Source organism: Alishewanella sp. d11 (assembly GCF_049390205.1).
In the GTDB taxonomy this organism is placed as follows: Bacteria; Pseudomonadota; Gammaproteobacteria; order Enterobacterales; family Alteromonadaceae; genus Alishewanella.
The window spans coordinates 151,468-175,399 of sequence record NZ_CP186547.1 but is presented as its reverse complement, the minus strand read 5'-3'; the positions used below and the strand labels follow the sequence as shown (position 1 = coordinate 175,399).

At 48.8% G+C, this 23,932-nt stretch carries 34 protein-coding genes; all 34 read left to right on the top strand.

Features of this window, described 5'->3' with window-relative positions:
* Positions 1–8 precede the first annotated feature (8 nt).
* The 34 genes from ACO1PK_RS00875 (at position 9) to ACO1PK_RS00710 (ending at position 23,931) form a co-directional block, all read left to right on the top strand.
* Positions 9–227, top strand: coding sequence for a transcriptional regulator (locus ACO1PK_RS00875; protein WP_423186800.1), 219 nt, complete (start codon positions 9–11; stop codon positions 225–227).
* A gap of 7 nt (positions 228–234) precedes the next feature.
* Entirely contained in the window at positions 235–744 is a 510-nt protein-coding gene (locus ACO1PK_RS00870; RefSeq protein WP_423186799.1) for a phage regulatory CII family protein, read from the top strand.
* A 531-nt stretch (positions 745–1,275) separates the two neighbouring features.
* Positions 1,276–2,253 carry a replication protein gene (locus ACO1PK_RS00865; RefSeq protein WP_423186798.1) on the top strand — a complete coding sequence of 326 codons (978 nt, stop codon included), beginning with the start codon at positions 1,276–1,278 and terminating at the stop codon, positions 2,251–2,253.
* A complete protein-coding gene (locus tag ACO1PK_RS00860) occupies positions 2,250–3,008 on the top strand; it encodes an ATP-binding protein (protein ID WP_423186797.1) in 759 nt (252 codons plus the stop codon). The genes ACO1PK_RS00865 and ACO1PK_RS00860 overlap by 4 nt, the downstream gene beginning before the upstream one ends.
* A gap of 187 nt (positions 3,009–3,195) precedes the next feature.
* Positions 3,196–3,414 carry a hypothetical protein gene (locus tag ACO1PK_RS00855; protein WP_423186796.1) on the top strand — a complete coding sequence of 73 codons (219 nt, stop codon included), beginning with the start codon at positions 3,196–3,198 and terminating at the stop codon, positions 3,412–3,414.
* Positions 3,414–4,601: a tyrosine-type recombinase/integrase gene (locus tag ACO1PK_RS00850; protein ID WP_423186795.1), complete on the top strand. Its 1,188-nt coding sequence runs from the start codon at positions 3,414–3,416 to the stop codon at positions 4,599–4,601. The genes ACO1PK_RS00855 and ACO1PK_RS00850 overlap by 1 nt, the downstream gene beginning before the upstream one ends.
* A gap of 89 nt (positions 4,602–4,690) precedes the next feature.
* The gene (locus tag ACO1PK_RS00845) at positions 4,691–4,864 is read left to right on the top strand and encodes a hypothetical protein (protein ID WP_423186794.1); all 174 of its coding nucleotides are present in this window, start codon (positions 4,691–4,693) and stop codon (positions 4,862–4,864) included.
* The gene (locus ACO1PK_RS00840) at positions 4,861–5,229 is read left to right on the top strand and encodes a RusA family crossover junction endodeoxyribonuclease (RefSeq protein WP_423186793.1); all 369 of its coding nucleotides are present in this window, start codon (positions 4,861–4,863) and stop codon (positions 5,227–5,229) included. Before ACO1PK_RS00845 ends, ACO1PK_RS00840 begins: the two co-directional genes overlap by 4 nt.
* The gene (locus ACO1PK_RS00835) at positions 5,229–5,519 is read left to right on the top strand and encodes a hypothetical protein (protein WP_423186792.1); all 291 of its coding nucleotides are present in this window, start codon (positions 5,229–5,231) and stop codon (positions 5,517–5,519) included. The genes ACO1PK_RS00840 and ACO1PK_RS00835 overlap by 1 nt, the downstream gene beginning before the upstream one ends.
* On the top strand, positions 5,519–5,767 hold the full coding sequence (locus tag ACO1PK_RS00830; RefSeq protein WP_423186791.1) for a helix-turn-helix domain-containing protein: 249 nt from the start codon (positions 5,519–5,521) through the stop codon (positions 5,765–5,767). Before ACO1PK_RS00835 ends, ACO1PK_RS00830 begins: the two co-directional genes overlap by 1 nt.
* Positions 5,739–6,116 (top strand): hypothetical protein, encoded by a 378-nt coding sequence (locus ACO1PK_RS00825; RefSeq protein WP_423186790.1) that lies wholly within the window; start codon positions 5,739–5,741, stop codon positions 6,114–6,116. Before ACO1PK_RS00830 ends, ACO1PK_RS00825 begins: the two co-directional genes overlap by 29 nt.
* Positions 6,117–6,269: 153 nt before the next feature.
* Positions 6,270–6,797 carry a glycoside hydrolase family 108 protein gene (locus ACO1PK_RS00820; RefSeq protein WP_423186789.1) on the top strand — a complete coding sequence of 176 codons (528 nt, stop codon included), beginning with the start codon at positions 6,270–6,272 and terminating at the stop codon, positions 6,795–6,797.
* 7 nt (positions 6,798–6,804) lie between these two features.
* On the top strand, positions 6,805–7,008 hold the full coding sequence (locus ACO1PK_RS00815) for a hypothetical protein (RefSeq protein WP_423186788.1): 204 nt from the start codon (positions 6,805–6,807) through the stop codon (positions 7,006–7,008).
* A gap of 1 nt (position 7,009) precedes the next feature.
* Positions 7,010–7,279 (top strand): hypothetical protein, encoded by a 270-nt coding sequence (locus ACO1PK_RS00810; RefSeq protein WP_423186787.1) that lies wholly within the window; start codon positions 7,010–7,012, stop codon positions 7,277–7,279.
* Positions 7,280–7,527: 248 nt separating this feature from the next.
* A complete protein-coding gene (locus ACO1PK_RS00805) occupies positions 7,528–7,647 on the top strand; it encodes an HNH endonuclease (RefSeq protein ID WP_423188253.1) in 120 nt (39 codons plus the stop codon).
* 95 nt (positions 7,648–7,742) lie between these two features.
* Positions 7,743–8,219 carry a phage terminase small subunit P27 family gene (locus ACO1PK_RS00800; RefSeq protein WP_423186786.1) on the top strand — a complete coding sequence of 159 codons (477 nt, stop codon included), beginning with the start codon at positions 7,743–7,745 and terminating at the stop codon, positions 8,217–8,219.
* Positions 8,220–9,932: a terminase large subunit gene (locus tag ACO1PK_RS00795; RefSeq protein ID WP_423186785.1), complete on the top strand. Its 1,713-nt coding sequence runs from the start codon at positions 8,220–8,222 to the stop codon at positions 9,930–9,932.
* Entirely contained in the window at positions 9,932–11,128 is a 1,197-nt protein-coding gene (locus ACO1PK_RS00790; protein ID WP_423186784.1) for a phage portal protein, read from the top strand. The genes ACO1PK_RS00795 and ACO1PK_RS00790 overlap by 1 nt, the downstream gene beginning before the upstream one ends.
* The gene (locus tag ACO1PK_RS00785; RefSeq protein WP_423186783.1) at positions 11,125–11,796 is read left to right on the top strand and encodes an HK97 family phage prohead protease; all 672 of its coding nucleotides are present in this window, start codon (positions 11,125–11,127) and stop codon (positions 11,794–11,796) included. Before ACO1PK_RS00790 ends, ACO1PK_RS00785 begins: the two co-directional genes overlap by 4 nt.
* 2 nt (positions 11,797–11,798) lie before the next feature.
* Positions 11,799–13,058, top strand: a complete 1,260-nt coding sequence (locus tag ACO1PK_RS00780; protein ID WP_423186782.1) for a phage major capsid protein — start codon at positions 11,799–11,801, stop codon at positions 13,056–13,058.
* Between the two features lie 56 nt (positions 13,059–13,114).
* Complete coding sequence (locus ACO1PK_RS00775) at positions 13,115–13,381, top strand: hypothetical protein (RefSeq protein ID WP_423186781.1); 267 nt, start codon at positions 13,115–13,117, stop codon at positions 13,379–13,381.
* 2 nt (positions 13,382–13,383) lie between these two features.
* Positions 13,384–13,716, top strand: a complete 333-nt coding sequence (locus ACO1PK_RS00770; protein ID WP_423186780.1) for a head-tail connector protein — start codon at positions 13,384–13,386, stop codon at positions 13,714–13,716.
* The gene (locus ACO1PK_RS00765) at positions 13,706–14,032 is read left to right on the top strand and encodes a phage head closure protein (protein ID WP_423186779.1); all 327 of its coding nucleotides are present in this window, start codon (positions 13,706–13,708) and stop codon (positions 14,030–14,032) included. Before ACO1PK_RS00770 ends, ACO1PK_RS00765 begins: the two co-directional genes overlap by 11 nt.
* Complete coding sequence (locus ACO1PK_RS00760; protein ID WP_423186778.1) at positions 14,029–14,433, top strand: hypothetical protein; 405 nt, start codon at positions 14,029–14,031, stop codon at positions 14,431–14,433. The genes ACO1PK_RS00765 and ACO1PK_RS00760 overlap by 4 nt, the downstream gene beginning before the upstream one ends.
* A gap of 2 nt (positions 14,434–14,435) precedes the next feature.
* Positions 14,436–15,038, top strand: coding sequence for an HK97-gp10 family putative phage morphogenesis protein (locus ACO1PK_RS00755; protein WP_423186777.1), 603 nt, complete (start codon positions 14,436–14,438; stop codon positions 15,036–15,038).
* Positions 15,039–15,062: 24 nt separating this feature from the next.
* Positions 15,063–15,542, top strand: coding sequence for a phage tail tube protein (locus tag ACO1PK_RS00750; RefSeq protein WP_423186776.1), 480 nt, complete (start codon positions 15,063–15,065; stop codon positions 15,540–15,542).
* A 10-nt stretch (positions 15,543–15,552) separates the two neighbouring features.
* Positions 15,553–15,963, top strand: a complete 411-nt coding sequence (locus ACO1PK_RS00745) for a phage tail assembly chaperone family protein, TAC (RefSeq protein ID WP_423186775.1) — start codon at positions 15,553–15,555, stop codon at positions 15,961–15,963.
* Positions 15,964–15,980: 17 nt separating this feature from the next.
* A complete protein-coding gene (locus ACO1PK_RS00740; RefSeq protein WP_423188252.1) occupies positions 15,981–16,193 on the top strand; it encodes a phage tail assembly protein T in 213 nt (70 codons plus the stop codon).
* 26 nt (positions 16,194–16,219) lie between these two features.
* Positions 16,220–16,579 (top strand): outer membrane protein assembly factor BamE domain-containing protein, encoded by a 360-nt coding sequence (gene bamE, locus ACO1PK_RS00735; protein WP_423186774.1) that lies wholly within the window; start codon positions 16,220–16,222, stop codon positions 16,577–16,579.
* Positions 16,580–16,667: 88 nt separating this feature from the next.
* Positions 16,668–19,796, top strand: coding sequence for a tape measure protein (locus ACO1PK_RS00730; protein ID WP_423186773.1), 3,129 nt, complete (start codon positions 16,668–16,670; stop codon positions 19,794–19,796).
* Positions 19,793–20,293, top strand: coding sequence for a DUF1833 family protein (locus ACO1PK_RS00725; RefSeq protein WP_423186772.1), 501 nt, complete (start codon positions 19,793–19,795; stop codon positions 20,291–20,293). The genes ACO1PK_RS00730 and ACO1PK_RS00725 overlap by 4 nt, the downstream gene beginning before the upstream one ends.
* Positions 20,290–20,718: a hypothetical protein gene (locus ACO1PK_RS00720; protein ID WP_423186771.1), complete on the top strand. Its 429-nt coding sequence runs from the start codon at positions 20,290–20,292 to the stop codon at positions 20,716–20,718. The genes ACO1PK_RS00725 and ACO1PK_RS00720 overlap by 4 nt, the downstream gene beginning before the upstream one ends.
* Positions 20,711–23,452, top strand: a complete 2,742-nt coding sequence (locus tag ACO1PK_RS00715) for a host specificity factor TipJ family phage tail protein (protein ID WP_423186770.1) — start codon at positions 20,711–20,713, stop codon at positions 23,450–23,452. Before ACO1PK_RS00720 ends, ACO1PK_RS00715 begins: the two co-directional genes overlap by 8 nt.
* Positions 23,452–23,931, top strand: coding sequence for a hypothetical protein (locus tag ACO1PK_RS00710; RefSeq protein ID WP_423186769.1), 480 nt, complete (start codon positions 23,452–23,454; stop codon positions 23,929–23,931). The genes ACO1PK_RS00715 and ACO1PK_RS00710 overlap by 1 nt, the downstream gene beginning before the upstream one ends.
* Position 23,932: the final 1 nt, after the last annotated feature.

The following is a 23,932-nucleotide window of genomic DNA, read 5'->3' as shown; positions in this document are numbered from 1 at the left end:
GGTGAGACATGACCTCTAAATTTAAAAATCTTATCGATTACTTCGGCGATCAGAGTGTAGCCGCCGAAAAGTTAGGCGTTAAACAGCCTACGGTAAGTGGCTGGTTAAACGGCAAGCACGGCATGTCTGCAAAAACCGCCTTGAAAGCTGAAAGACTAACAGGCGGCAAGTTCAAAGCTTCTGATTTATGCCCTGAACTCGCTGAAGTTCTATCTAATGCAGGATAACAAACCGATGAGCAATAACACGTTAAAGCCTAAAGGCCTTCCACAGTGCCCGCAAGACGCCGCTTACCTGCTTGGCAAGCGCGCCAATATTAGCGATTTAGCCCGCAAGCTGGGCATGAGCCCAAATGTGCTTGGCAACAAGCTAAACCCAGACCAAGAGTTCCATAAATTGAGCTTGGGCGAAGCGGTGGCCATTACCGAGCTGGCTAATGATGATGCGATTATCGAGAGCTGGGCAGCTAGCCGCGGTTATGTGCTTGTTAAAGTGCCAGATGAAGTGAGCTGCGATGAAGAGCTAAGCGATCAGCTAATGAAACTTAGCGAAGAAATGGGCGCTGCTTTGGGTGAGATTCGTCATGCCAGAGAAGATGGCGTTATTGACTCGATCGAGTATGAGCAAATTAAGAAAAAATTAATGTCAACGGTGACAGAAGCGCTGGCGCTTAAAGCTGTAGTGAAAGGTCAGGTGCGTGATTTACCAAGACATACCGCAACAGTAATAAGCAAAGAGGCTTAAATGATCACACTTAATCAAACACTCATTATGTACTGCTGGATGTTGTTTCTGGTTTTTGTATGGGGCCGCAAGAACGACAAACGAATGGGCGTACTTACCGCTTTGCTGGTTACCGCCGTTTTATCCATTTTGTTTTACCTACCGCTTTTTTGGTTTTGGATGTTTAGCTAGTTACTTGATGCAGGGCACCCCAGCCGGCGGTGGGAAACACCGGCAGGTTATGACTGTGGACCACCAACCTCCGCCGCAGTGCATAACCAGACAGCCAGGAAAGACTGGCGCATTGCTCTGATCATTGTAAGGGATGCTAGCCAATCCGTGATGCTAGCGCAGTGATCAGAGCAATGCGTTGTTGTTAGGCGCAGATAAGCAACAAGGTTGCAATTTTGTGTTGGCGGCGGGGAAGACCGCAAAAGCAGCGCTGGAAAGTATACGAACCCGAATATGGCCAGCGCCCATTTGAGGGTTCAGCCAATAAAAAAGCCCCGATTCGTGGTCGGGGCTCAGTCATCAACTTAAGGACCTAAGCCAATGACAGCTGTAAATTTAATAGATTTTAATGCTAAACGCAATGGGGGCGGGCAAGTGATAGCTGATACTGATGATGGTTACACTAGAACGGCTAACGCCATCCAAGATCAATTGTGCCGCTTAGATATTTCTGGAACACAATTTCAGGTATTAAATGCCATTATTCGTAGCACCTATGGTTACAACAAAAAACAGGATCGCGTTACCAACACCTACTTAGCCGAGTTAACAGGCATTAGTGAAAAGTCTGTTCGTAAGGCGCTAGAGGCATTAACCGAGCGCAAGATCATCACATGCACCAAAAGCGGCATTATGAAACTGGTAGCCGTGAATAAGGTTGTAAGCGAGTGGGTTGTTAAAAGCGGTAAGGCCGAGAACCTAAGCCGTAATGCGGAACAAATGGTTCAACGGAACAAATGTTCCAACAAGGCGGAACAAATGGTTCAGCAAGTTGGAATAAATGGTTCAAGCGAACGGAACAAATGTTCCAACACCAAAGACAACCTACCAAAGACAACTAACCAAAGACAAATTATTATGTCGCCGCCTACGGCAGACGACGCACCGATCAAACCTGATTCGGCAATTCAAAAAGGCAAGCACTGGGGCACAGCAGAAGACCTTGCCATTGCCAATCAGTTTGAAGCCATCTTAAAAAACACCCTTGGCGAACACCACAGGCCACCGAACATGGCGCTTTGGGCTAACGACATACGCCTAATGCGAACCCAAGACAAGCGCGATCCTAAGCACATGGTTTCGTTGTTTGCACTGGCTCATACCGACAATTTCTGGAAAACCAACATGCACAGCCCAGCGGCACTGCGCAAGCATTGGGCAAGGCTTGCCAGCTTGTACAACGAGCGCAAAGCAGGCTATGGCAACGGCCAAAAAGGCATAACCATTGGTGCCGATGGCAAACCAATGACGGGTCAGGATTGGGGCAAAAAAGCCCGTGAATTGGCGGTGAACTTATGAACAAACCCATGATGATCTCAGTACCACGCGGCTTAATGGCCAAGGTTAAAGCCCATGCCAAGCACAGCGCCTTTACGCCAGACGAGTTTTTAGCGTTTCAGCAGCGCGAAGCAAAAGCAGATTATGAACGCCAGCAAGCCCAGCTGCAGGCCGAACGCCAACAACGCGAAGTTAAAAAGCTTCTAGAGCGTAGCGGTGTGCAAGATATTTATTTGGCAGCCACGCTAGAAAGTTACCAGGTATATCGACCAGAGCAAAAGGTGGCTATTGCTACTTGCCGCGATTACCTGCGCAATTTTGGCCAGTATGGCGCCGTTAAAAACATGGTTTTTTGTGGCAGCACCGGTACCGGTAAAAACCACATGGCAAGCGCAATTTGTAATGCGCTAAATGCTAGCGGTAAAAGCGCAGTAGTGGCCACGGCCTTTGAAATACAAATGAAAGCCCGGGCATCGCGCCGGCATGACAGCCCAGTAACCGAAGATCGGGTAATCAGCAGCTTTGCCAATGTCGATTTACTGGTGCTGGACGAAATAGAGCTAGGCAGCACGCAAGACTATGACAGCAAAATTGTTAACGCGGTGATTGATCAGCGTGTAACCAAGGGAAAAAGCACTATCGTGTTAACCAATATGCATTTGGATCAATTGGCTAACCACATTGGCGAACGAATAGCAGATCGGTTGTTTGCTAGCTTTTGCCTGGTGGAATGCTACTGGCCAAGCTACCGCACCAATAAGCCGGCGGTGGCATGATCGATTACAACCTATGCAATAGACGCGGCCTCTGCCGATACGCTGGCCTGCTATTGGCTGCATAGGCTGCGCGCTAACGAAATAACCCGCGCCTATATCGAGCAACGGCTTAGGGATATGACACCCGAGCAGCAAAAACAGCACCGCGAAGCGTTAAACCGTAACCAACACAAGTTTAGGAAAGCCAGTGGCAAATAAAGACTTATACATAGCAAAAATGAGAGCTGCGCTAACCGAAGTAGACGCGGCCAGGGCAGCGTTACAACCTGTTCCTGCAGATGGTGACAAAGCCCCGTTTACGGTAGCAGATCAATTGTTAGATGAATTGTTTTACGCGGAATGTGTAATTCGACGCGCTATTAGCTTTGCTGAGCTTAATGATTTGAATAGGGATATAGGTATTTAATGCGTTCGCTGGCCGTTGCTATTAACGATACTGCTATTAAAAACCATGCTACTGATTTGGCAGTGGGGGAGTTGTCGGATCTGCGCAGCCGCTTGCAATTGCGTTACCACAAATGCCGCACTAAAGGCACCTGGTGTTTAGTGAGTTACCAGAACGGCCAGCGCAAGCGTCACCGCATTGGTTATTGGCCAGCGCTGAAAACTAAAGATGCACATTCTATGGTACCGGATTTATTGAAGCGGTTAGGGCAGGGCGAGCAGCTGCAAAGCACTGAATTTAGCACTGTGGGCCAGCTGCTTAACTGGTACCTGCAGCGCATTGAGCAAGAGACAGTAAAAAGCAAAAGCCGCCGTAAAGGCGTGGTGAGTGCAATTAATCAGCACCTATTGCCACGTATGGAAAAAATCTTACTTTGCGAAGTAAAAAAAATTACTATCGATGAAAAGCTGATACTGCCACTGCAAAACGCCAGCCTTAAAACCTCTACCATTCGGCAATACTTTGCTGTGTTAAAGCGGGTGTTTGCCAGTGCTGCAGAGCTGGGTTTAATTACAGTAAACCCCATGGCTGGCATGAAATTCAGCGACCATATTCAAAAGCGGATCCTGCCTAAAGCTGGCAAATTAAGGGTGCAGGACATTGGCCGTGTTGCCAGCATGATTATGGGCCTGCCAGATCAGGTTAAGCACCTGCTGCTGTTTATGCTGCTATTTGCTACCCGTATTGGTGAAACCCGCCAGATGCGTTGGAGCTATATCGACTTTGAAACCCGCCAAATTGTGATCCCTGAAAAACTGACGAAAACGGAGGCCCCGCATGTTTTGCCAATTACCGATTTGGCTTACCAGCTACTTTGCGATTTTAAACAGACTAGCAAAGGCCCGTATTTATTTGGTGGTGCTGATGCTATTACGTCCAGCGAGGCAGACAAGCAGGTCAGAGCGGCTGCTAAGCGCCAATTCAGTGCCCACGATTTACGCAAAGCCGCCCGTTCTACATGGGCAGAAATTGGCATTGATTACTGGGTAGCAGAGCGATTACTTAACCATAAGCCTAAGGGTTTGGACTTGGTTTATATCGGTGGTGCAGATTCGTTAAAGGTTAAACGTGAGGCGTTAGAGCAGTATCACAAGTGGCTTTTTGAGCAGTTAGAAACAGGCCATATACAGGCCACGCAAGCGGCATAGAAAACACTATCCGCCAGTAGTGATGCGGCTTATAGCGAATTTTGGCGTTTTTCAATATGGAACACGCCAAAAGCAAAAAGGAACGAGAAATGAGCGAAGAAAAGCAGCAGTACAACGATAACAAACCGACTGCAACTCAGCTTGATTGGGAGTTGCAACAAGCTTTAATTCACCTGCGCAACGCTATGGCCATGACGGATAACCACCGCGCGCATTTGCTTAATTCAGCGGTGTGCATCACCAAAGGGGTTAAAGAGTCGTGATTGAATTAACGCTACCTTACCCGCCATCGGTAAACAGTTATTGGCGATCGGTTCGTGTTGGTAATCGCAACCAAGTGTTGGTTAGTGAAGCTGGCCGGAAGTTTCAGGCTGCAGTTCGTCATGCTGTGATGCTGGCCAAGTGCATGGAACAGTATTCTGGCCGTTTGTCTGTTGAAGTGATGTTGCACCCAGCAGACAAACGCAAGCGTGATATTGATAACAGCTTAAAGTCGTTACTCGATGCGCTGGGTAAAGCTGGCGTTTATATCGATGATAGCCAGATAGATAAGTTAGTGGTTGTTCGCCAGGCGCAATGCACCGGCGGCAAGTGTGTAGTGAAAGTTATACCGACTGGGGTGGAGTAATGGATCTGGTCTGGTTGTTTATCGCTACTGCTGCCAATGTATTCTTGCTTGGTCTTCAAAGCCAATTTGTACGCGATCAGCGTTTTGCCATGTGCTTTATGATTAGCTGGGGCATTACTGGCGCGCAGTTTACTTTTACTCGAGTAGTCAGTGGTGCAGATGATCCAGCTATGGCGTTTTGGGTAAGCGGCTGGGCTGGGGCGATCGGTATATGTAGCAGCATTTATTTCTATCGCTGGTTTCATCCTCGGTACCAGAATTGGCAGGCGGGAAAGGGTTGGTGTAAGTAATGCGAGATATTGGCCCACATGGCGGTTTGATATTAAAGCTAATACGTGAGCAAAAAGGCTTTACGCAAGATCAGGTAACTGAAATGATGGATATACCACGAAGAACTTACCAGCGCTGGGAGTCAGGTCAGAGCGAACCCGAGTTTGGTGTGGTGTTTATGATTTGCGAGTGTGTGTTTAAGGTGGATTTGTTAGACGCCATTACTTTAGCAAGGGAGTATGAGAGTGAACGTAAAAGAGCTGGATAAAATACTAAGAGATTGGGGTAAGTTCTGGGCGTCGCGTGAATCGCTACAAGGTTATGCCAGCACATCGGTTACAGAACGGTGCTGCCAAGTGTTGCGTACAGGTATATGGGCCAGTTCAGATAAGCATTTATTTAGCCATCAAGCAGATCAGGTGTTTGTGCCAGACTGGGTTAAGCATGTAGATGAGTGCGTATCTAAGCTGGAAGATGTTAACCTAAGCAGGCGATTGGTGGCGGCACAAGTGCAACGTGCTGCGATTAATAGGCAATATATAAAGCAGGAAAGGGTTAGTGGCTTCCAAAAAGTGGCTTTACTGCATGCAAAATCGCAATTACTAGCACTTTTTTAGTGTTTTTTTCAAATTATTTTACTAAAGCGCCATTTTTGGCGTGTTTTTCACCCTCAAAAACAGCTATATTTTTCTAAGCTTGCACGAGCTGTAAGTTTTACCAGCGCATTTAAACCTCGGTCCTCAGCCGGGGTTTTTTTATGGGAAAAATCCATGAGTAACTTTGCCAAGGCATTAGAAGTGGTGCTGCACCATGAAGGTGGTTATGTAAACCATCCTAATGATCCAGGTGGGGAAACTAAGTTTGGTATTAGCGATCGGCGTGATGGCTTGGTAGATGGCATGGCCGATATAAACGGTGATGGCCGTCCTGATGTTGCGATTAAGTATTTAACAACAGAACAAGCTGCAGCTATATATCACCGCGAATACTGGTTGCCTATAAAAGCTGATGCTATGCCACTCCCAGTAGCTTTAATGGTTTTTGATACCGCAGTTAATGCTGGAAATAGACGTGCAGCTATTTTACTGCAGCGTGCGTTGAGAGTGTCAACAGATGGTCATATTGGACCAGTGACACTAGCAGCAGCAAATAGAGCTGATACCGAAACACTGGTTAATCATATTGCTGCAGAACGAATTGTTTTTAATAGCGGACTCAGTAACTGGGGTTCGTTTGGTTTGGGATGGTCGCGCCGTGTAGTTGATGTGGCGGTAAAAGCCGTTCAATTAATTAAGTGAGGCGGCAATGCCAGCATTTTTAATAAAAGTTTTTAAAGGTTTAGCAATCCACTTTGCTACAAAGTACGCTGCCGAGTTGGTTGTTAAAGCTTCAATAGAGGCATTAGAAAAGGCAGCTGCTAAAACAACTACTCTAGTTGATGATGAGTTAGTAGCTAAGGTAAAAGCGGATCAGGCTGAGATCATCAAAATAATTGGTGGCAAGGTATAACATGGATAATCAACGAGCCAGCTGGCATTTAGACAAAACAATTAGCGTTGGCCATTTGGTTAGTACAGTTATTATCGCTGTTTCTGTTTTCTCTTGGGCGATGACATTGGATAAGCGGGTAGAGCAGAACAGCTTAAGCATTGCGCATCTTAAAGAGCAGCAAGCCACTGATCAAAAGCGAGTTCAAGAGTTAAGGCAAGAGATTAAACAAGATTTGCGCGATATAAACGCCAAGCTTGATCGCTTAATCGAAAGCCAAAGTAAGCGCTAATGCCATCCAAACAAATGAAGCCCTGCCGCAAGTGCAAGAAAGCACTAACACGTTGCCGTTCTGGCTACTGCGAGCAGTGCAAACCAGCTGATGAAACCAATTGGGGCGGCTGGCAAAAGCAAAAAGGTAACCGACATGAGCGTGGTTACGGTAATGCCTGGCAGAAATTGCGACTAACTATTCTCGAAAGGGACGAGCATTTGTGCCAAGCCTGCTTGAAAGATGGGGTGTTCACCAGAGGCACCCACATCGACCACATCAAGCCGAAATCCAAAGGCGGTACCGACGATCATGCGAATCTGCAGACCCTCTGCAAGCCCTGTCACGACCGCAAGACGGCGACCGAACGGGGGGAGGGGGCGGGGTGAATCTCTGCAGCATTTTTTTCCTGTACCGCACCCTTGGTCAAATTTACACAGCCGCGAAATTAAAAGTTTGACCCCCACGCGATCCAGAGGTGAGCATGACCGGCAAGTCTGTCGTTGCTGGCCGTGGTCGTAAGCCAAAACCAACCGCCAGAAAAGTGGCCGCTGGTAATCCAGGCAAGCGGAAGCTAAACGACCGCGAGCCAACATTTACTGAAATTCAAAGCGTTGACGCGCCCGAGTGGCTAAGCTCTGACGCCGCCACAATGTGGGGGCTGGTTACTACAGAGCTAATCCGTGAAGGCGTGTTAACTGTTACCGACTTACACAACGTCGAGGCGTTTTGCACCAGTTACAGCAACTGGCGAAAAGCCCAGCAAGAAATTGATCGGGATGGCATAACCGTAGAGGGTGCTATGGGTGGCCGCCAGAAAAACCCAGCAGTTACTGTTGCCAATGAAAGCCTGCGCCAAATAGTTACTTTTGGATCTTTGCTCGGGTTAGACCCATCAAGCCGCAGCCGGCTAATGGGCGCAGCGAAAAAGCCAGTAGGCAACCAGTTTTCCGAGTTCTAAATGGCCAAGATTGAACGGTACCCGCATTGCAATCGGGCGGCTAAGTATGCCCGTGACATTGTTGCCGGGAGAATACCTGCCTGTAAGTACGTAAAGTTAGCCTGCGAACGGTTCCTTGTGGACCTAGAGCAAAGCAGCAAGAAAGCATTTAAGTATCGTTTCGATAAAGACAAGGCCGAACGTGGCTGCCGCTTTATTGAAAAGCTACCGCACACTAAAGGCGAATGGGCATTTCGTGGCGAACGGCTAAAGCTCGAACCATGGCAAAGCTTCATTATTGCCAATGCTTTTGGCTGGATCCGCAAAAAGAACGGTTTGCGCCGGTACCGCGAAGTGTATACCGAGGTGCCCAGAAAAAACGGCAAGTCTGCGTTAAGCTCTGGCGTTGCAGTTTATACCTTTGCTGCAGATAACGAATTTGGTGCAGAAGTTTACTCAGGTGCTACCACCGAGAAGCAAGCTTGGGAAGTATTCCGGCCAGCGCGGTTAATGTGCTTACGCACACCCGATCTGGTTAACCACTTCGGCATTGAAGTTAATGCCAGCACCCTAAGCAAACCTGCTGATGGTGCAAGGTTAGAGCCTGTCATTGGTAAGCCTGGCGATGGTGCAAGCCCCAGCTGCGCGATAGTGGACGAATACCACGAACACGACACCAGCGACCTGTACGACACCATGCTAACGGGCATGGGAGCACGTTCGCAGCCAATCTTGTGGATTATCACCACAGCAGGCGCGAACATTGAAGGCCCTTGCTACGACAAACGGCGTGGCGTAATTGAAATGCTCGAAGGCATTACGCCTGATGATGAGCTATTCGGCATTATTTACACCATTGATGCCGAAGACGACTGGACAGATCCCACGGTATTGCGCAAAGCAAACCCGAATATGGGCGTATCGGTTCACGAAGATTACCTGCTAAGCCAGCAGCAACGGGCCATTAAGAACGCGCGGTTTACCAACACCTTTAAAACTAAGCATTTAAACGTATGGGTAAGCGCCAAAACAGCGTTCTTTAACCTTGAAAGCTGGAAAGCCTGCGAAGATAAAACGCTTAAGATCAGCGACTTTGCTGGCCAAGAATGCATTATTGCCAACGACTTAGCCAGCAAGCTCGACTTAACCGCCATGGTACCGCTGTTCTGGCGCGATATCTGTGGCAAGCGGCATTACTACTGCATTGGCAGTAAGTTCTTTATTCCATACGACACCGTGTACAGCAGTGACGATCAGAAGCTGGCACAGCGTTACCAGAAGTGGGCGAACACCGGCAACCTAATTGTTACCGACGGTGCAGAAATCAACTTCAAAGACGTAATGCACGAAATACTCGAATTCAACCGTGAAGCCCCAGTGCGCGAAGTACCACTGGATCCGCACGGTGCCACCGCACTAGCCCACGACTTAGAGGGCGAAGGGTTACTGCCGGTAAACATACCGCAGAACTACACCCACATGAGCGAACCCATGAAAGAACTGGAAGCAGCCATTCAAGGCGGCCGGTTCCACCATGACGGCAACCCGATTTTGACCTGGTGTATTGGCAACACTGTTGCCCAAATAACACCGGATGAAAAGATGCTGCGCCCCGTGAAAGAAAAGCGCGGATCAGCCAACAAGATAGACGGTGCAGTAGCACTGATAATGGCGGTATCGAGGGCAATGGCCAACGAAGCCCCCGAACCTGAACCCAATATACGGACACTTTAATGAGTTTTTTCAAACGACTATTAGGCACCAAAAGCGCCGACATTATAGATACGCCTGAAAAACTACTCGCATTGTTTTCATCTTTTGGTATGTCTGCAGCTGGGATCAACATTACACCCGCTAACGCCATGCAAATAGCCACAGTGTATGGCTGTGTTCGCGTATTGGCTGAATCAATAGGCATGCTGCCGCTTAACCTTTTAAAACAGGTTGACCGCAACAAAGAAAAAGACACCAAGAACGATCTGTACTGGCTGCTGCACAACGGCCCAAACGACTTTATGACAGCTCAGGAGTACAAAGAGCTGATCATGGTGCACTTAGGCCTGCGCGGTAACCATTATTCTTACATTAACCGGTCTGCCAGCGGCAAAGTGCTGGAGCTTTTACCCTTAGCGCCACACTGCGTAGAGCCAAAACTTAAAGATGATTGGGAAGTAGAGTACAGAGTAACCTTTGCAAAAGGTGATCAACGCATCCTATCGGCTAACGAAATCATGCATATCAGGCTATTCACCATCGATGGCCTGATCGGATTAAGCCCAATAAGCTATGGCCGCCATGCTATGGGGTTAGCCAAAGCAACCGAGACACATGGCAGCAAGCTTTTTGCCAACGCAGCACGGCCATCTGGTGGTTTTAAAACTGACAAATCGTTAACCGATCCTCAGTTCAACCGACTGAAAGAACAATTCAGCGACTACAGCGGCGACAACGCATTAAAGAACCTGATCTTAGAGGGCGGCTTAGAGTGGTTCCAAACCACCATGAGCAGCGAAGATGCCCAGTTTTTAGAAACACGTAAATACCAGCGATCAGAAATATGCGGCATGTTCCGCGTACCACCACACATGATTGCTGATTTAGAAAAAGCCACATTCAGCAACATCGAGCACCAAAGCCTCGACTTTGTGCAGCACAGCCTAATGCCATACCTCACGCGCATCGAACAGCGCATGAATAAAGACCTGCTTAAGTCAGATAAAACCCGCTACTTCAAGTTTAACGCCAACGCCCTACTGCGTGGTGCTATGAAAGATCGTGCTGAGTTCTACGGCAAATTGGTAAACCTTGGTGCACTTAGCCCTAACGATGTACGCGAATACGAAGACATGAACCCGCGCGAAGGTGGCGACATTTATTTAACCCCAAGCAACATGCTAATAGATGGCAAGTTGCCGGAGAAAACCGCATGAAATACAAACACGGCATTCAAACCCGCAACCGCTTAGATATGCAGCTAAATATCAAAGCAGTAAATGAAAGCGGCGAATTTGAGGGTTACGGCAGCGTATTTGGCGTAAAAGACAGCTACGGCGACATCGTTATACCAGGTGCTTTTGCCTCTTCGCTAGCAGTTTGGAAAGCCAAAAACCAACTACCCGCCATGCTTTGGCAACACCGCATGGACGAACCTATCGGCATTTTTACTGAAATGTACGAAGACGCCACAGGTTTATTCGTTAAAGGCCGTTTGCTCATTGAAGATGATCCAATGGCCAAGCGCGCCCACGCCCACATGAAAGCCGGATCAATTTCCGGTATGAGCATTGGTTACATTCTCAAAGATTGGGAATACGACAAAACCAAAGAAGCTTACATGCTCAAAGAAATTGAGCTGTGGGAGGTGTCATTAGTCACTTTCCCAGCCAACGACGAAGCCCGAGTGGCCGAAGTTAAATCTGCTTTAAGTTCTGGTGAATTACCCGCTCCAAGCCTTGTTGAGCGGTGCCTGCGCGATGCTGGCTTTTCCAGAACTCAGGCCAAAACCATTATTGGTGGCGGTTACAAGGCCCTGCGCGATGCAGGAGAAACTAAAAATCTTGAATCACTTAATTCCCTGCTTACCGCATTTGGAGAATAACCATGCAAAAACCACATAACCCCCATTTTATGCCAGCTGCTTCGGCATTTAGCCACAAAGACAGCGGCAACGATCCGGTAAAAGAAGTTGCCGATAAACTGGCGGCAAAGTTCACCGAGTTCAAAGAAACCAACGAAAAGCGTTTAGCTGCCGTTGAATCTGAAAAAGCGGCCTTAGCCGGCAAGTTAGATACCTTAACTGGCCAGTTAACCGAGTTAGACAGCTTAAAAGCCACTATCGAAGCGTTAGAGAAAAAATCTAATCGCCCAGGTACCACTAGCACCACGCCAGAACAGGCCGAGCACAAAGACGCGTTTAACAAGTTTTTGCGCAAAGGTCAGGATCAAGGCTTAGGCGCGTTACAGGCCAAAGCACTGAATATCACTGACGATCCAGACGGTGGCTATGCAGTGCCAGAAGAACTGGACCGCAATATTCTCAGCCTGTTACGTAACACCACGCCAATGCGTCAACTGGCAAACGTCATCACCATGGGCGGTGCTGAATACAAAAAGCTGGTTAGCTTAGGCGGTGCGAACTCTGGCTGGGTAGGCGAGCAAGCAGCACGGCCAGCGACAAACACCCCAACCTTAGCGCAAATCACCCCATTTATGGGCGAAATTTACGCTAACCCACAGGCAACGCAAACCATGTTAGATGATGTGTTTTTTAACGCAGAAGCATGGTTAAGCGCAGAAGTTGCAACAGACTTTGCCGAGAAAGAAAACCTAGCGTTTACTAGCGGCGACGGCACGTTAAAGCCAAAAGGTTTGTTAGCTTATGCAACTGCAGCAACCTCTGACGCAACGCGCGCCTTTGGTACCTTTGAGCACATTAATACTGCATCAGTTGGCGCGATTACTGGCGATGATATCGTTAAGTTCTTCACCAACTTTAAAGCTGGCTACTTAGCCGGTGCCCGTTGGCAGTTCAGCCGCACCACGCTGGCCGCGCTGATGGTGTTAAAAGACGGTGATGGCAACTACTTGTGGCGCCCAGGCTTAAGCGAAAGTGCACCCGCCGTATTAGCTGGCTTCGGATACACCATTAACGACGATATGCCAAGCATTGCTGCCAATGCCAACGCTATCGCCTTTGGTGATCACAAGCGTGCTTACACCATTATCGACCGCATGGGCACCCGCGTATTGCGCGACCCGTTCACCAACAAGCCGTTCGTGGGTTTCTACACCACTAAACGCGTTGGCGGTATGGCAGTAGATACTCAGGCCGTTAAATTCCTGAAAATCCGCGCGTCTTAATCCTCTGGAAGCACTTGCCCCGAGTAACATCGGGGCTTTTTTATAGGTAAAAGAACATGGCCACACCTAAAGCAAAAAAAGCAGAAGTTGCAACAGATCCGCAAGATGATCTGCAACCAAAAACGCTACCAGCAATTGAAATTCTAAAAGACTTCTCAGCCAGTGAAAACGGCGCAGTAGTTGAAGAATACAAAGCAGGCGAGTTATACGCCACGCTCCCAGCTGTAGCCGCAAACTATGCAATCAGCATTGGCGCAGTAAGCGATGCCGATGCCGAAAAGCTAAAAACTCATTTAGCCGAAGCCAAACCGGAAGCTGAATAAACATGATTTCTCTGGACAGCATTAAACACCAATGCCGGTTAGAACTGGACGACAACACCGAAAACGACTATCTGGAAGAGCTACTGGCCGATGCCATTGAAGCGGTAGAGCAGCGCTTAAACCGCAAGCTTTATGCAGATCAGGCCGCCATCGATGCCGATCCAGCAGCAACTGAAACGGCACTTATACTGCCGCGAAGTGTACGCCGTGCGGTGCTAATGCTGATCAGCGACCTTTACGAAAACCGTGGGGCTACCAGCGTGTTAACGCTAAACGACAACCCACTGTTTAACGACATGCTAAACCCGTGGCGAGTGTACCCCAATGGCAATTAATGCAGGAGCCATGCGCCACAGGGTATTGCTGTGCACCAAAAACGCCAACGCACGCAACGAATCAGGCGAAAAGATTACCAGTTACAGCACAGTTCGCAGCTTTTGGGCAGAAGTGCTAACCGCCAAGCAAGCGCAGCAGCGCCTAGCCAGTGGCATGGCCTTACCCAGTAACATTACCTTTCACTGCCGCTTTATGCCCAATGTTACCAGTGGCATGGCCGTGTTTTACCAGGGCAAATACCACGACATAACCGAAGTGGAAAACCCAGCCGGCCGCAACATCGAGCTGTATTTAGTTACGGAGCATAAACTGTGAGCGAAAACAAAGCCGAATTCGCCATAGTGCAAATTCTTAACAGCAACGCCACGCTAGCAGCAGAACTACAAGGCCGCATTACGCCCTTGGTGCGCGATGAAGGTGGCGAACTGCCAGCCATGGTGTATGCCGGATCAGACCCCGCAAGAGAACGCTATTTATCCGGCAAGTTTGCAGACATTGCCACGGTAAGTATGAGCTTTGAGCTGTGGGCAACCAGTTACGTACAAGCCAAGCGCTTAGCCTCTACGGCTATAGCAACCTTGCATAATTTTAGCGGCAACATTGCCGGAATAGCTATTTTAACTATCGACTGCGAAGCCGGCGACGAAGCGGGTGTATGGGATGGCGAAGAGTTAGTTATCGAATTTAGTGCCACCATCACGGCCAAAGGGCTTTAGCCATGGCCGAGCCTTTAATCAGAATTAAAGGGCTTGATGAGGCGATTAAAAAACTGGAATCAACCGATCCCAAAAAGCAATTAAAGAATTACCGAGCCGCCGCCAGAAGCGCCATGCTGCCCTTGCGCAATGCGGTACGAAAATCAGCACAGCAGATAGACGACCCCAGCACATCACGCAGTATTGCCAAGAACGTCGCCATTCGCAGCGTTAATAAACGAAAACTTAAACAGGCCGGTGGCGATGTTGGCGCCAGTGTGGGTATTGCGGGTGGTGCAAGGCAATACGCAGATAGCAAAGAAAACCGCCGCAAAGGCCGAGCCGGCCAAACCTATGAAACAGGCGGCAGCAAAACGAATCCGGGTGGCGACACTTGGTATTGGCGGTTAATTGAATTTGGCCGCAGCGCTTTTACCACGGGCAAAAGCTCTATCACGGGTAAACGTGTAAACCTTTTTAACCCAGTAACCGGCAAAAACTACGGTTACAAAGTTAAAGGCGTAACTGCACGTTCTTTTATGCGCCCAGCATTACCCCAAAACATAAATCAAGTTATGGACCGCTTTGCAAAGCGGATTAAGCAAATTATTGATAAATCCGCTTAAGCGGCCACGTTAGGAGATCCAACTATGTCAGTTTTATCGCAAGGTACTCAGGTCTTTTTTATTGACCCTGTAGGCGGTGCCGTTGTTGAAATTGTAGATGCAACCACCTTTAACCCAGGCAGTTCGCCAAAAGACCAAATTGAAGTAACCCCTTTAGCCGAGCGTAAAGAAAAACGCTTTAAAAAAGGGTTGCGCACACCTGGTCAAGCGGCTTTGGGTTTAAATGCTGATCCACAAATTGCAGCCCACACCCGCCTGTATGAACTTTATGATTCAGACGAAGATGTAACACTTAAATTTGTTGTTGGCTGGAGTGATGGCGAGTCCGCACCAACGGTTACCGATGGTAACTTCACCTTACCAGCAACCCGTACTTGGTTTGAATTTTTCGGCTATGTATCAGATTTCCCGTTTGATCATGCAGCAAACAGTGTTGTGGCCACCGCTTTAACCATTCAACGCACCGGCGGTGCGCGTGGCTGGGTAAAAAAGGTTAACGGCTAAGGAGTAACGCGTGGAATTATCGATAGCCGCGCTGGAAGAGTTAGGGGCATTTGCCCCAGCTCGACCTGAAAAGCGCGAAATTGAATGGACATCCGACAGTAAAACACACAAGGCAATTGTTTACGTGCGTAAGCTGTCATTTGCAACACTGTCTACCGAAACCATGACGCCAAACTTTCGTGACAACGTAATGGCGGCACGGATCGCGGCAAGTATTGTAGATAAAGACAATAAGCCCATTTTTTCGGCTGCGGATCTAGTAGGTAATGAAACGCGCGGACCTATTTGCCAAAGCCTTGGTATGGCATTGCTTGCTGCAGTAGCCGAAGTAAACAATCTGGCAGGTGAAATAAAAAACTCACCGCCGCCGAATCCGTCTGGCACGAGCTCGTTCTCGCAGGAGTCGGTGGCAGAACAGTAACCGAAGCCAAAGAACGTATTAGCTATCCTGAGTTTCTAAGCTGGTTAGCTTTTCGGCGGCAGCATGGGCCAATAGCACCACAGTTGCGCCAAGAACGTATAGCCGCCGCGCAAATGCTGCAGTTTAATAAAACGCATGGCGGCAAAGGTGAATTAGACGACTTTATGCTGTGGACAAAACCAGAGGATAGAGAGTTAACACTTGATGAAGCCTTTGAAAGTTGGGTATAGTTAGTTTTTATTCAAAAGGAAATGATATGAAAATACTAACTACTTTATTTATTTTGCTTATGTTAACTGGTTGCGCAACTGCAAACTATGAGCTTGGAAACCCAATTAATCCTGAAAACGTAGCAAAGATTGAAAATGGCAAAACAACAAAGCAGGAATTAATAAGCCTTTTCGGTGAGCCATATACCAAAACACCATTATCTTCGACACAAGAAAAGTGGATTTATACTTACATCAATACAACAGCCAAAGCACAAAGCTATGTTGTTACAATGAAGGTAGATTCAACTGGTATTCAACAAACCTTGGATCTACTTATTGAAAATGGCGTTGTTTTAAACCACACCTTTGTTAATGGTGAAATTCCCAAAATAAAAACCAATTAAAGAAACCGCTTCGGCGGTTTTTTTACACCCAAATTCCGGCCTCGGGCGTTAACGCGTTCCGGGGCTTTTTTATTCCTAATGGTGGCCCATGTCAACAAAATCGCTTGGTCAGTTAACGCTAGACATGATCCTGAAAACGGGCAGTTATACCGAGCCGCTAAGTAAAGCGACGCGGCAAACAAAAAGCCAAATGAAGGAGATTGAGAAAAGCGCCACTGAAACATCAGATATTGTGCAGCGTTCTTTTGCCACTTTGGGTATCGGTATTTCATTAAACGAGATCCGCAAGTACAGCGATACTTGGACAGACTTAAACAGCCGCGTTCGTCTGGCCGTTGGCCCAATGGGCGATGCTAGCAATGTAATGAGTGAGCTAGAGCAAATTGCGCGCAAAACTTATTCCAGTATTGAAACATCAGCCGAAGGTTATTTAAGTAACGCCTCTGCGTTAAATGAGCTGGGTTTTAGCACTCGGCAGCAATTAGATTTTACTAACGCGCTTGCGGCTGGCTTAGTGGCCAGTGGTGCAAAAGCCGAGCAAGCCGCATCGGTTACTAACGCTTTAAGTAAAGCCATTGCCGAGGGCGTATTACGTGGCGATAACTGGAATACCGTATTTCAAACCGGTGGTGAAGTGGCAGATGCGCTGGCCAGAAGCTTAGGCTTAACCCGCGCAGAGCTAGACAAAATGGCGCGTTCTGGTGCTTTGACATCGGAAACAGTAGTAAAAGCCCTAATTGACCAAATGGAAGATCTGCAGGGTAAGGCAGATAGCATGGCTACCACTGTAGGTGATGCCTTTGTGCAATTAGATAACGCCGCTTTGCGAGTGTTTGGTACCTTGGCAGAAGGGTCAAATGCTAGCGGTTTGACCTCTGCAGCAATATTAAAGCTTGCCGACAACCTAGAGCGAGTGGTTGATGTTGCTGCAATCGCCACTGCAGTAATGCTTGGCCGCTTTACTCCAACAGTTTTAGCTTCTGGTATGGCTTTGGCGCAAAAAACCGCGCTGGCCATTAAAGTTAACGCACAGCTTGCTGTAATGGCTGGAGTAGCAGATAGGGCAAGTGTTCGAATTGGTTTGTTAGGTGTTGCGCTCACTGGTGTAAATCGGTCACTTGCCTTTTTTGGTGGTGTAAGCGGATTACTGGTTGGCGCTACCGCTGCGGTTTCTTATTTCGCCCTTACGGGTAGCAATGCCAAAGACAAAGTAAATGATCTGACGAAAGCATTGCATGAAATGCAACAGCCGCTAGACGGTATCGTTAGTGCATTTAAAGAGCTAACAATAGATCAGCAAGCATCCAAAGTGCTTGAAATGACGCAAGCGCAAAGCGAAGCGGTTAAAGAGGCCAACCGTGAGTGGTCAAAACTTAACAGCAACCTGTTTGGTATAAAAGGTGCTTTTGCCGAATTAACGCCCGAGCGTGTCAGGCTAATTGACGAACTGGGCAAGGCAAGAGAAGCAGGGGAAGATTTAACACCAATTCTGCAACGGGCGGGTGAAGCTGCTGGCGTACCACAAAGCAAAATTAATGAATGGGTAAAACTGGCTGGCGGTTTTGCTAATGCGCAAAAAGAAGCCATGACAGCCGCTGGCGTTATTGCAAGGCTGCGCGATCTAATGGCTGCGCCAAAAGGATCGAGTGGCGAAGTCGCTTTATCGCCAGAATTCCAAAAAACAGCGGAAGCATTAACCCGGCAAATCGATCTATTTGGCAAAACAGGCGATGCAGCCAAGCTGCTGTATGAAATCCAAAGCGGATCTTTAGCTGGCAAACTCTCGGAAACCGAGCAAAAAGCGCTAATGGCCTTAGCGGAAAAGCTCGACTTACTGAACAAAAACGCCGATGCCGCCAAAAAGCTGGCTGATGAGCAAAAGCAAGCCGCCGATACGGTTCAAGCCTTTATTGAAAATGCCCGTGAAACCAGCAAGCTATTGCAGGTACAGCTAGACGGTACCGACAAATTAGGCCAAGCCCAGCAAGAACTGATTAAGTACGAAGCCAAGCTGGCCGAGATCCGCAACAAAGAAACCCTAACCGCACTTGATAAAGAATTCTTGGCGCAAGAAGCAAACACCCGCGCCCAACTAGAAAAGAACGTCGCGCTTGAGGCCGAAGTTAAACAACGCCGTGATGCGCTGCGCTTGGCTGAATACATGGGCAACCTGCAGCTAGAAACCAGCAGCTACCAAGAGCAGTACCAGATCCAGCTTGGATTAATGGGTTTAAGCGAACGCCAGCGCCAAATTGAAAGCGAACGCTTAGAAATAAACCGCGACATAACCCGGCAAAAGCAAGAGGCATTCCGACAGCTGCAAGCCGGTGATATCGATGATGGCCAGTATCAAGATCAAATATCGGCACTGGATACGCACTTAGCAGAGCGGTTGCAACTGTTTGATAATTACTACACCCAGTTATCAGAACGCGAAGGCGACTGGTCAGTGGGCGCCATGACTGCAATGCAAAACTATATCGAGAACGCGCAAGACATTGCCGGCCAGATGGAAGAAATCTTCGGAAAAATGTTTAGCGGCCTAGAAGATTCCGTTTTGGAATTCGTTAAAACAGGCGAGTTCAGCATGCGCGACCTTATGGCCGCAATAGCCGAAGATGTGATCCGCATGCTTATCCGCATTGGCATTCAAAAAATGGCAACGTGGGCAATTGACAAACTGTTTGGCGCACAAGCCGCAGCTGGCTATGCCGTAGCGGTAACGGGGCAAGCCTCTGCCATGAACCTTATGGCAGGGTTAAACGCCTTTGCCAGTACCGCAGCAATTCCAATCGTTGGTCCTGCCATGGCGCCTGCTGCTATGGGTGCCGCTTTAGCTGTTACCTCACCACTGGCTGCGGGTGCTATTGCTGCCGCTACCAGTAGCCTAGCAGGTATGGCCCACAGCGGCTTAGATTACATACCGCAAGAAGGTACTTGGTTACTCGACAAAGGCGAACGGGTATTAAGCCCACGCCAAAACGAAGATTTAACCCGCTTTTTATCTGCAGCCAATACCGGATCAGCTACAGCTAATGCCTCGGTAAAGGTGGAAATTATCAACGCCAGTGGCGAGCAAGTTAATGTGCGTAACGAGCGCCGTGGCAATGGCGTTACCGCGCAAGAGGTTATAAAAATCTTTGTGGGCGATATGGCCGAGCGTGGGCCAATGCACAAAGCGCTAACCCAGTACACCACAGCAGGTAACCGCCTATGAGCCGCCAACATTACTTTGCGGCAAAACTGCGCATACGCGAGTACCGCATGTTAGAAGTGTATCACCCAGCAATTGGTACCGTGCGTTATGTAAATGGTCGGCTTGATCCACTAACTGCCACGTTAGAGCTATCTGCCCCGCGCAACGCTGGCCAGTTAGTTACCTTTTTAGGTGGCGCTTTTGAGTTTCAAAAGCCGGATCAGCAGTCTGCTACGGTACGAGCCGATATTCAGCTGGGCAACGTAGGCCAGCAAATTAAACAGCAATTAAAAGCCATAAAGGGTGCAGCTCGCGCAAAAACGGGCGAAGTGATTTACCGCGAATACTTAGGTAACAACTTAGGCGCGCCCGAGTTTGTGTTGCGGCTGTTTATTACTGGCATATCACTCACTGCGCAAGGGGCGCTGATCCGCGCCGAGCAAGACAACCCCAGCGACAGGCAAATAGCCGAGTTTTACACCAGCGAACGCTTCCCAGGATTAGCCGAATCATTATGACCAATATTGACTGGATAAACGCCGTTGCCGGTAAACCATGGGTAGACCGCGCAGCTGGCCCCAATGCCTTCGACTGCTGGGGCTTAGTAACCGACAGCTTTTTACGTATCGATGGCATTTCGCTAGAAACAGCCACCGGCTACACCGAAGGCGAGCCCATAGAAGCCATTGGTACGGTGTTTCGGGATCAGCTTAACTGGCCAGAGCAAGAACGCGCTACCAACGGCAGCGTATTTTGTGTGTATTTGGCCAATGGTGCCATGGTGCATGTTGGCCGCGTGCTATCAATAACCGGCATTGGCTTATACGCCATTCATGCCGCAGGCAAAAACGGCATAGGCCAAGTTACGGCCGAGCCATTACGGGTGCTGCAGCAACGCTATGGCGACAGGCTAAAGTATTATTTAAGGCCAAACCATGCCTAATATTATTGTAAAAAAAGACCCTTACGGCATTAAAACCGAGCAATACACGCTAGCTGGCAGCATTAACCTAAGCGACTGGATGCGCGCGAACCTGCCGCCAGACATGGGGCTGCACTGCGAAATTACGCTAAACGGTAATCTGTTAGCCAGTACGGCCAGCATGGAGCCAGTGCAATGCAATGCAGCAATTGACCTGCAGCTGGGGTTATTCGACCACGTAGTTATTAGCTTTCGGCCGCAAGGGTTAGATCCGTTTACGCTGGCCATTATAGCCATTGTGGCCATTGGTAGCGTGGTGCTTATTCGCTCCATGATCCCAAAGCCCAATTTACCCGGCGAAACCGACCCACGCGACAGCAATAACCAATTAAACGCCGCGCGTAATGCTTACCGGCCACGGCTGGCGATCCCTGACATTGCTGGCGAGATAGTTAGTTATCCAGACTTTATCCAGCCGAGCTATTACGTTTACGAAAACAACCAGCGCAAGTTTAACGAATGGTTTTGTTTTGGCATTGGTCGCTATGCGCTTAGCACCGTAAAAGAGGGCGATACGCCTTTTGCGGATATTCCCGGTTACAGCTATCGGGTAATTGAGCCTGGGCAAGCCGTGGGCACTTTGCTAAATGTGCGTACTAATGAAAGCTCAGTCGATACCGAGCTAAGCGCAAACCAGCAAACCAAGACGTTTTATATCAGCCCCGATCAAGATATGCGCATTAACGCGCAAACCTCGACTATCCATTTTCCGCCCTACATCCCAGACATTTTGCAGCTGCAGGTGGGCGATTTAGTAGATTTTGATATCACCCTAATTAACAGTGAGGGGCTTAGCGTCAGCGAGATCGGCACCAATGTATCGGTGGTTGCGGTTGATATGAACGCTGGCACGCTGCAGCTAAACTTTATTTTTAACAATAGCGGCTTTGCGCATGACGGCTTTATTTTAAACAAAAGCCAAACCCTAACCGTGCCTTGGTATGTGTTAGACGGCAGCGAAATAACCGAAGTATGGTTTAACGTAGTAATGCCGCAAGGCATACGCGATGGCGATAACACGGCCACCGTTGCGTTTACGCTGCAAATTGAAAGACTGCATGCAGACGGCACACCCACCGGCCAAACCTACCAAAAGGGCGGCCAGTTTGTGGGTAAAACCCAAAAGCCACAGCGCCGCACTATAAAGTTTAACGCAGCCGATGGCATGCAGCCGGGAAGATACCGCGCCAAAGCGCAGCGCATTACTGGCCCACTGGGCGAGAACGCCATCGATATGCTGGTGCTAGAGGGTGTAATGGCAGTAACACCCTATGCTAACCCATTGCAGCTAAGCCTAAGCGCCTTTGTGCTTATCGACAGTAACCGCTTGCACCTTGGCCCTTTTACCCAAGCGCAGCTGAATGCGTTAAATGTTGCACCTGGTGATTTACTGAAAATTGTTATTAGCGCGCAAAACATTAATAGCACGCTAACGCTAAACAGCATACAGGCCGGTAGCAGTGGCCAGTTTGACTTAGTGTTTAACACCGTGCCAGCCGGAGCCAGTAACAGCTTTTCGCCGCTGGCCACTAGCATTACGAACCTAAGCAAGCAAGATATCGACTTTGGTAACGTAACCTTGCTAAACGTAATACGCCGCGACGAACAGCGCCTGAATAAAGGCAGCAGCGACAAAATAAACGCCCTGATCACCCGCAAGCTGCGCATTTATAACCATGTTACGGGTGTATATGGCACTGAGTATGTCGCTACCCGCCGCTTTTGTGACTATGCGTTTTACTTGCTGCATGAGCGTATGGGCGTACCCATTGAGCAAATCAACACAGACGAACTGTTTGGCATAAGCGACAACCTAAGCGACCAACAGCTAGGCTATTTTGATTTTAGCTTTGCCGATGGCAACGTATCGGCGCGCGAACGCTTAGAAGCCTGTTGCAACGTGGCGCGGGTGCGTTACTGGAACGAGGGGCTAATGTGGAGCTTTGTGCGTATCGAGCGCAAGCCCGTTAAAAGCCTAATGTTTAACCGCCGCAACTTAAAAGCCGGTGCCGCTAATTTTACCCAAAACTTTAGACGCCCAGCCGACCCCGACAGCGTAACCGTAGTGTATGTTGATCCAGTAAAAAACGCGGAAAAGCGCGTAAGCCGCCGCATTACTGAGGCTGGCGACATTGTGCCAGGTGAAGGCATACGCACTAACGAAATTAAGCTAAACGGCTGCCGCAACGATGCGCAAGCACTCAATCGCTGCGAGCTGGAGGTTAGGCGCTTAATCTATGAAAACGTAAAAGTCACCGATACCGCGCTAAACGATGCGCAGCTTTGCCGCCTTGGCCAGCGCGTGGACTGGGTAGATATACTCGATAGCGATATCTTCGATGGCGAAATACTAGCCATCGATGGCGATACCTACACCACCAGCGAGCGCTTTACCCCCAAACAGGGTGAAGAGTATTGGGTGTATATCACAGACGACCAAGGCACACCGAGCAACAGCGTGCGCTGCTACCCCGTAGCCAATAACCAATTTGCCTTTACTGCCAGTGGCCTAACCGGTGCTTTTATTGCCGGTGGCCTACTGCAGCTGGGTAGCCGCTACGTTATTGCCAGCAACAACGATATGCACGCCAGTAGCTTTAGCGTAGCAGGGCGCGGCAGGCCAAACGAGCTTGGCGAATGCGAGCTGGAGCTAACCGAGTACAGCGATCAACTGTTTGAATTTGAGGTGTCTTAATGTCGTTACCCCAGTTCCCTGCCATCTTAAACGAGCAAATAACCCAAGAGGGATACGGCCGCGAAGATGGCACCCGCTTTGCGATCAGCGAACCCGCCAGCGGCCCACACTTCGCGCAGCTACTAACCGATGATGCACCAACCACGTTTACGCTGCAGCTAATCCTAAACGGCCAACACGCGCGGTTATTCCGCGCTTGGCAGCGCAGCAACAACTACGCCGTACTGCACGGCCAGCAGTTCCTTATCAATTTAAGGACAGAAGACGGCATGCTAACCCAAACCGCCAGCTTTTTGCCTGGCGGCATACCGCAAGTGCAAAGCATAAAAGGTGATGAAACTACTTACACCATGCGCGTTTTGGTAAGGCGGATAAATGAAAACATGCCAGATTATGAGAGTTTTTACTGGCGTATAGACGAGTTGGGCGAACCTAGCTTGCTGCAAACTATTGTAAACGACAACATGCCGGAGATTTAAC

Bases quoted from the DNA above. Each gene is read 5' to 3' on its own strand.
- ACO1PK_RS00875 (WP_423186800.1), top strand. From the start codon at position 9: ATGACCTCTAAATTTAAAAATCTTATCGATTACTTCGGCGATCAGAGT.
- ACO1PK_RS00870 (WP_423186799.1), top strand. From the start codon at position 235: ATGAGCAATAACACGTTAAAGCCTAAAGGCCTTCCACAGTGCCCGCAA.
- ACO1PK_RS00865 (WP_423186798.1), top strand. From the start codon at position 1,276: ATGACAGCTGTAAATTTAATAGATTTTAATGCTAAACGCAATGGGGGC.
- ACO1PK_RS00860 (WP_423186797.1), top strand. From the start codon at position 2,250: ATGAACAAACCCATGATGATCTCAGTACCACGCGGCTTAATGGCCAAG.
- ACO1PK_RS00850 (WP_423186795.1), top strand. From the start codon at position 3,414: ATGCGTTCGCTGGCCGTTGCTATTAACGATACTGCTATTAAAAACCAT.
- ACO1PK_RS00845 (WP_423186794.1), top strand. From the start codon at position 4,691: ATGAGCGAAGAAAAGCAGCAGTACAACGATAACAAACCGACTGCAACT.
- ACO1PK_RS00835 (WP_423186792.1), top strand. From the start codon at position 5,229: ATGGATCTGGTCTGGTTGTTTATCGCTACTGCTGCCAATGTATTCTTG.
- ACO1PK_RS00830 (WP_423186791.1), top strand. From the start codon at position 5,519: ATGCGAGATATTGGCCCACATGGCGGTTTGATATTAAAGCTAATACGT.
- ACO1PK_RS00825 (WP_423186790.1), top strand. From the start codon at position 5,739: ATGAGAGTGAACGTAAAAGAGCTGGATAAAATACTAAGAGATTGGGGT.
- ACO1PK_RS00820 (WP_423186789.1), top strand. From the start codon at position 6,270: ATGAGTAACTTTGCCAAGGCATTAGAAGTGGTGCTGCACCATGAAGGT.
- ACO1PK_RS00815 (WP_423186788.1), top strand. From the start codon at position 6,805: ATGCCAGCATTTTTAATAAAAGTTTTTAAAGGTTTAGCAATCCACTTT.
- ACO1PK_RS00810 (WP_423186787.1), top strand. From the start codon at position 7,010: ATGGATAATCAACGAGCCAGCTGGCATTTAGACAAAACAATTAGCGTT.
- ACO1PK_RS00800 (WP_423186786.1), top strand. From the start codon at position 7,743: ATGACCGGCAAGTCTGTCGTTGCTGGCCGTGGTCGTAAGCCAAAACCA.
- ACO1PK_RS00795 (WP_423186785.1), top strand. From the start codon at position 8,220: ATGGCCAAGATTGAACGGTACCCGCATTGCAATCGGGCGGCTAAGTAT.
- ACO1PK_RS00790 (WP_423186784.1), top strand. From the start codon at position 9,932: ATGAGTTTTTTCAAACGACTATTAGGCACCAAAAGCGCCGACATTATA.
- ACO1PK_RS00785 (WP_423186783.1), top strand. From the start codon at position 11,125: ATGAAATACAAACACGGCATTCAAACCCGCAACCGCTTAGATATGCAG.
- ACO1PK_RS00780 (WP_423186782.1), top strand. From the start codon at position 11,799: ATGCAAAAACCACATAACCCCCATTTTATGCCAGCTGCTTCGGCATTT.
- ACO1PK_RS00775 (WP_423186781.1), top strand. From the start codon at position 13,115: ATGGCCACACCTAAAGCAAAAAAAGCAGAAGTTGCAACAGATCCGCAA.
- ACO1PK_RS00770 (WP_423186780.1), top strand. From the start codon at position 13,384: ATGATTTCTCTGGACAGCATTAAACACCAATGCCGGTTAGAACTGGAC.
- ACO1PK_RS00765 (WP_423186779.1), top strand. From the start codon at position 13,706: ATGGCAATTAATGCAGGAGCCATGCGCCACAGGGTATTGCTGTGCACC.
- ACO1PK_RS00755 (WP_423186777.1), top strand. From the start codon at position 14,436: ATGGCCGAGCCTTTAATCAGAATTAAAGGGCTTGATGAGGCGATTAAA.
- ACO1PK_RS00750 (WP_423186776.1), top strand. From the start codon at position 15,063: ATGTCAGTTTTATCGCAAGGTACTCAGGTCTTTTTTATTGACCCTGTA.
- bamE (WP_423186774.1), top strand. From the start codon at position 16,220: ATGAAAATACTAACTACTTTATTTATTTTGCTTATGTTAACTGGTTGC.
- ACO1PK_RS00730 (WP_423186773.1), top strand. From the start codon at position 16,668: ATGTCAACAAAATCGCTTGGTCAGTTAACGCTAGACATGATCCTGAAA.
- ACO1PK_RS00725 (WP_423186772.1), top strand. From the start codon at position 19,793: ATGAGCCGCCAACATTACTTTGCGGCAAAACTGCGCATACGCGAGTAC.
- ACO1PK_RS00720 (WP_423186771.1), top strand. From the start codon at position 20,290: ATGACCAATATTGACTGGATAAACGCCGTTGCCGGTAAACCATGGGTA.
- ACO1PK_RS00715 (WP_423186770.1), top strand. From the start codon at position 20,711: ATGCCTAATATTATTGTAAAAAAAGACCCTTACGGCATTAAAACCGAG.
- ACO1PK_RS00710 (WP_423186769.1), top strand. From the start codon at position 23,452: ATGTCGTTACCCCAGTTCCCTGCCATCTTAAACGAGCAAATAACCCAA.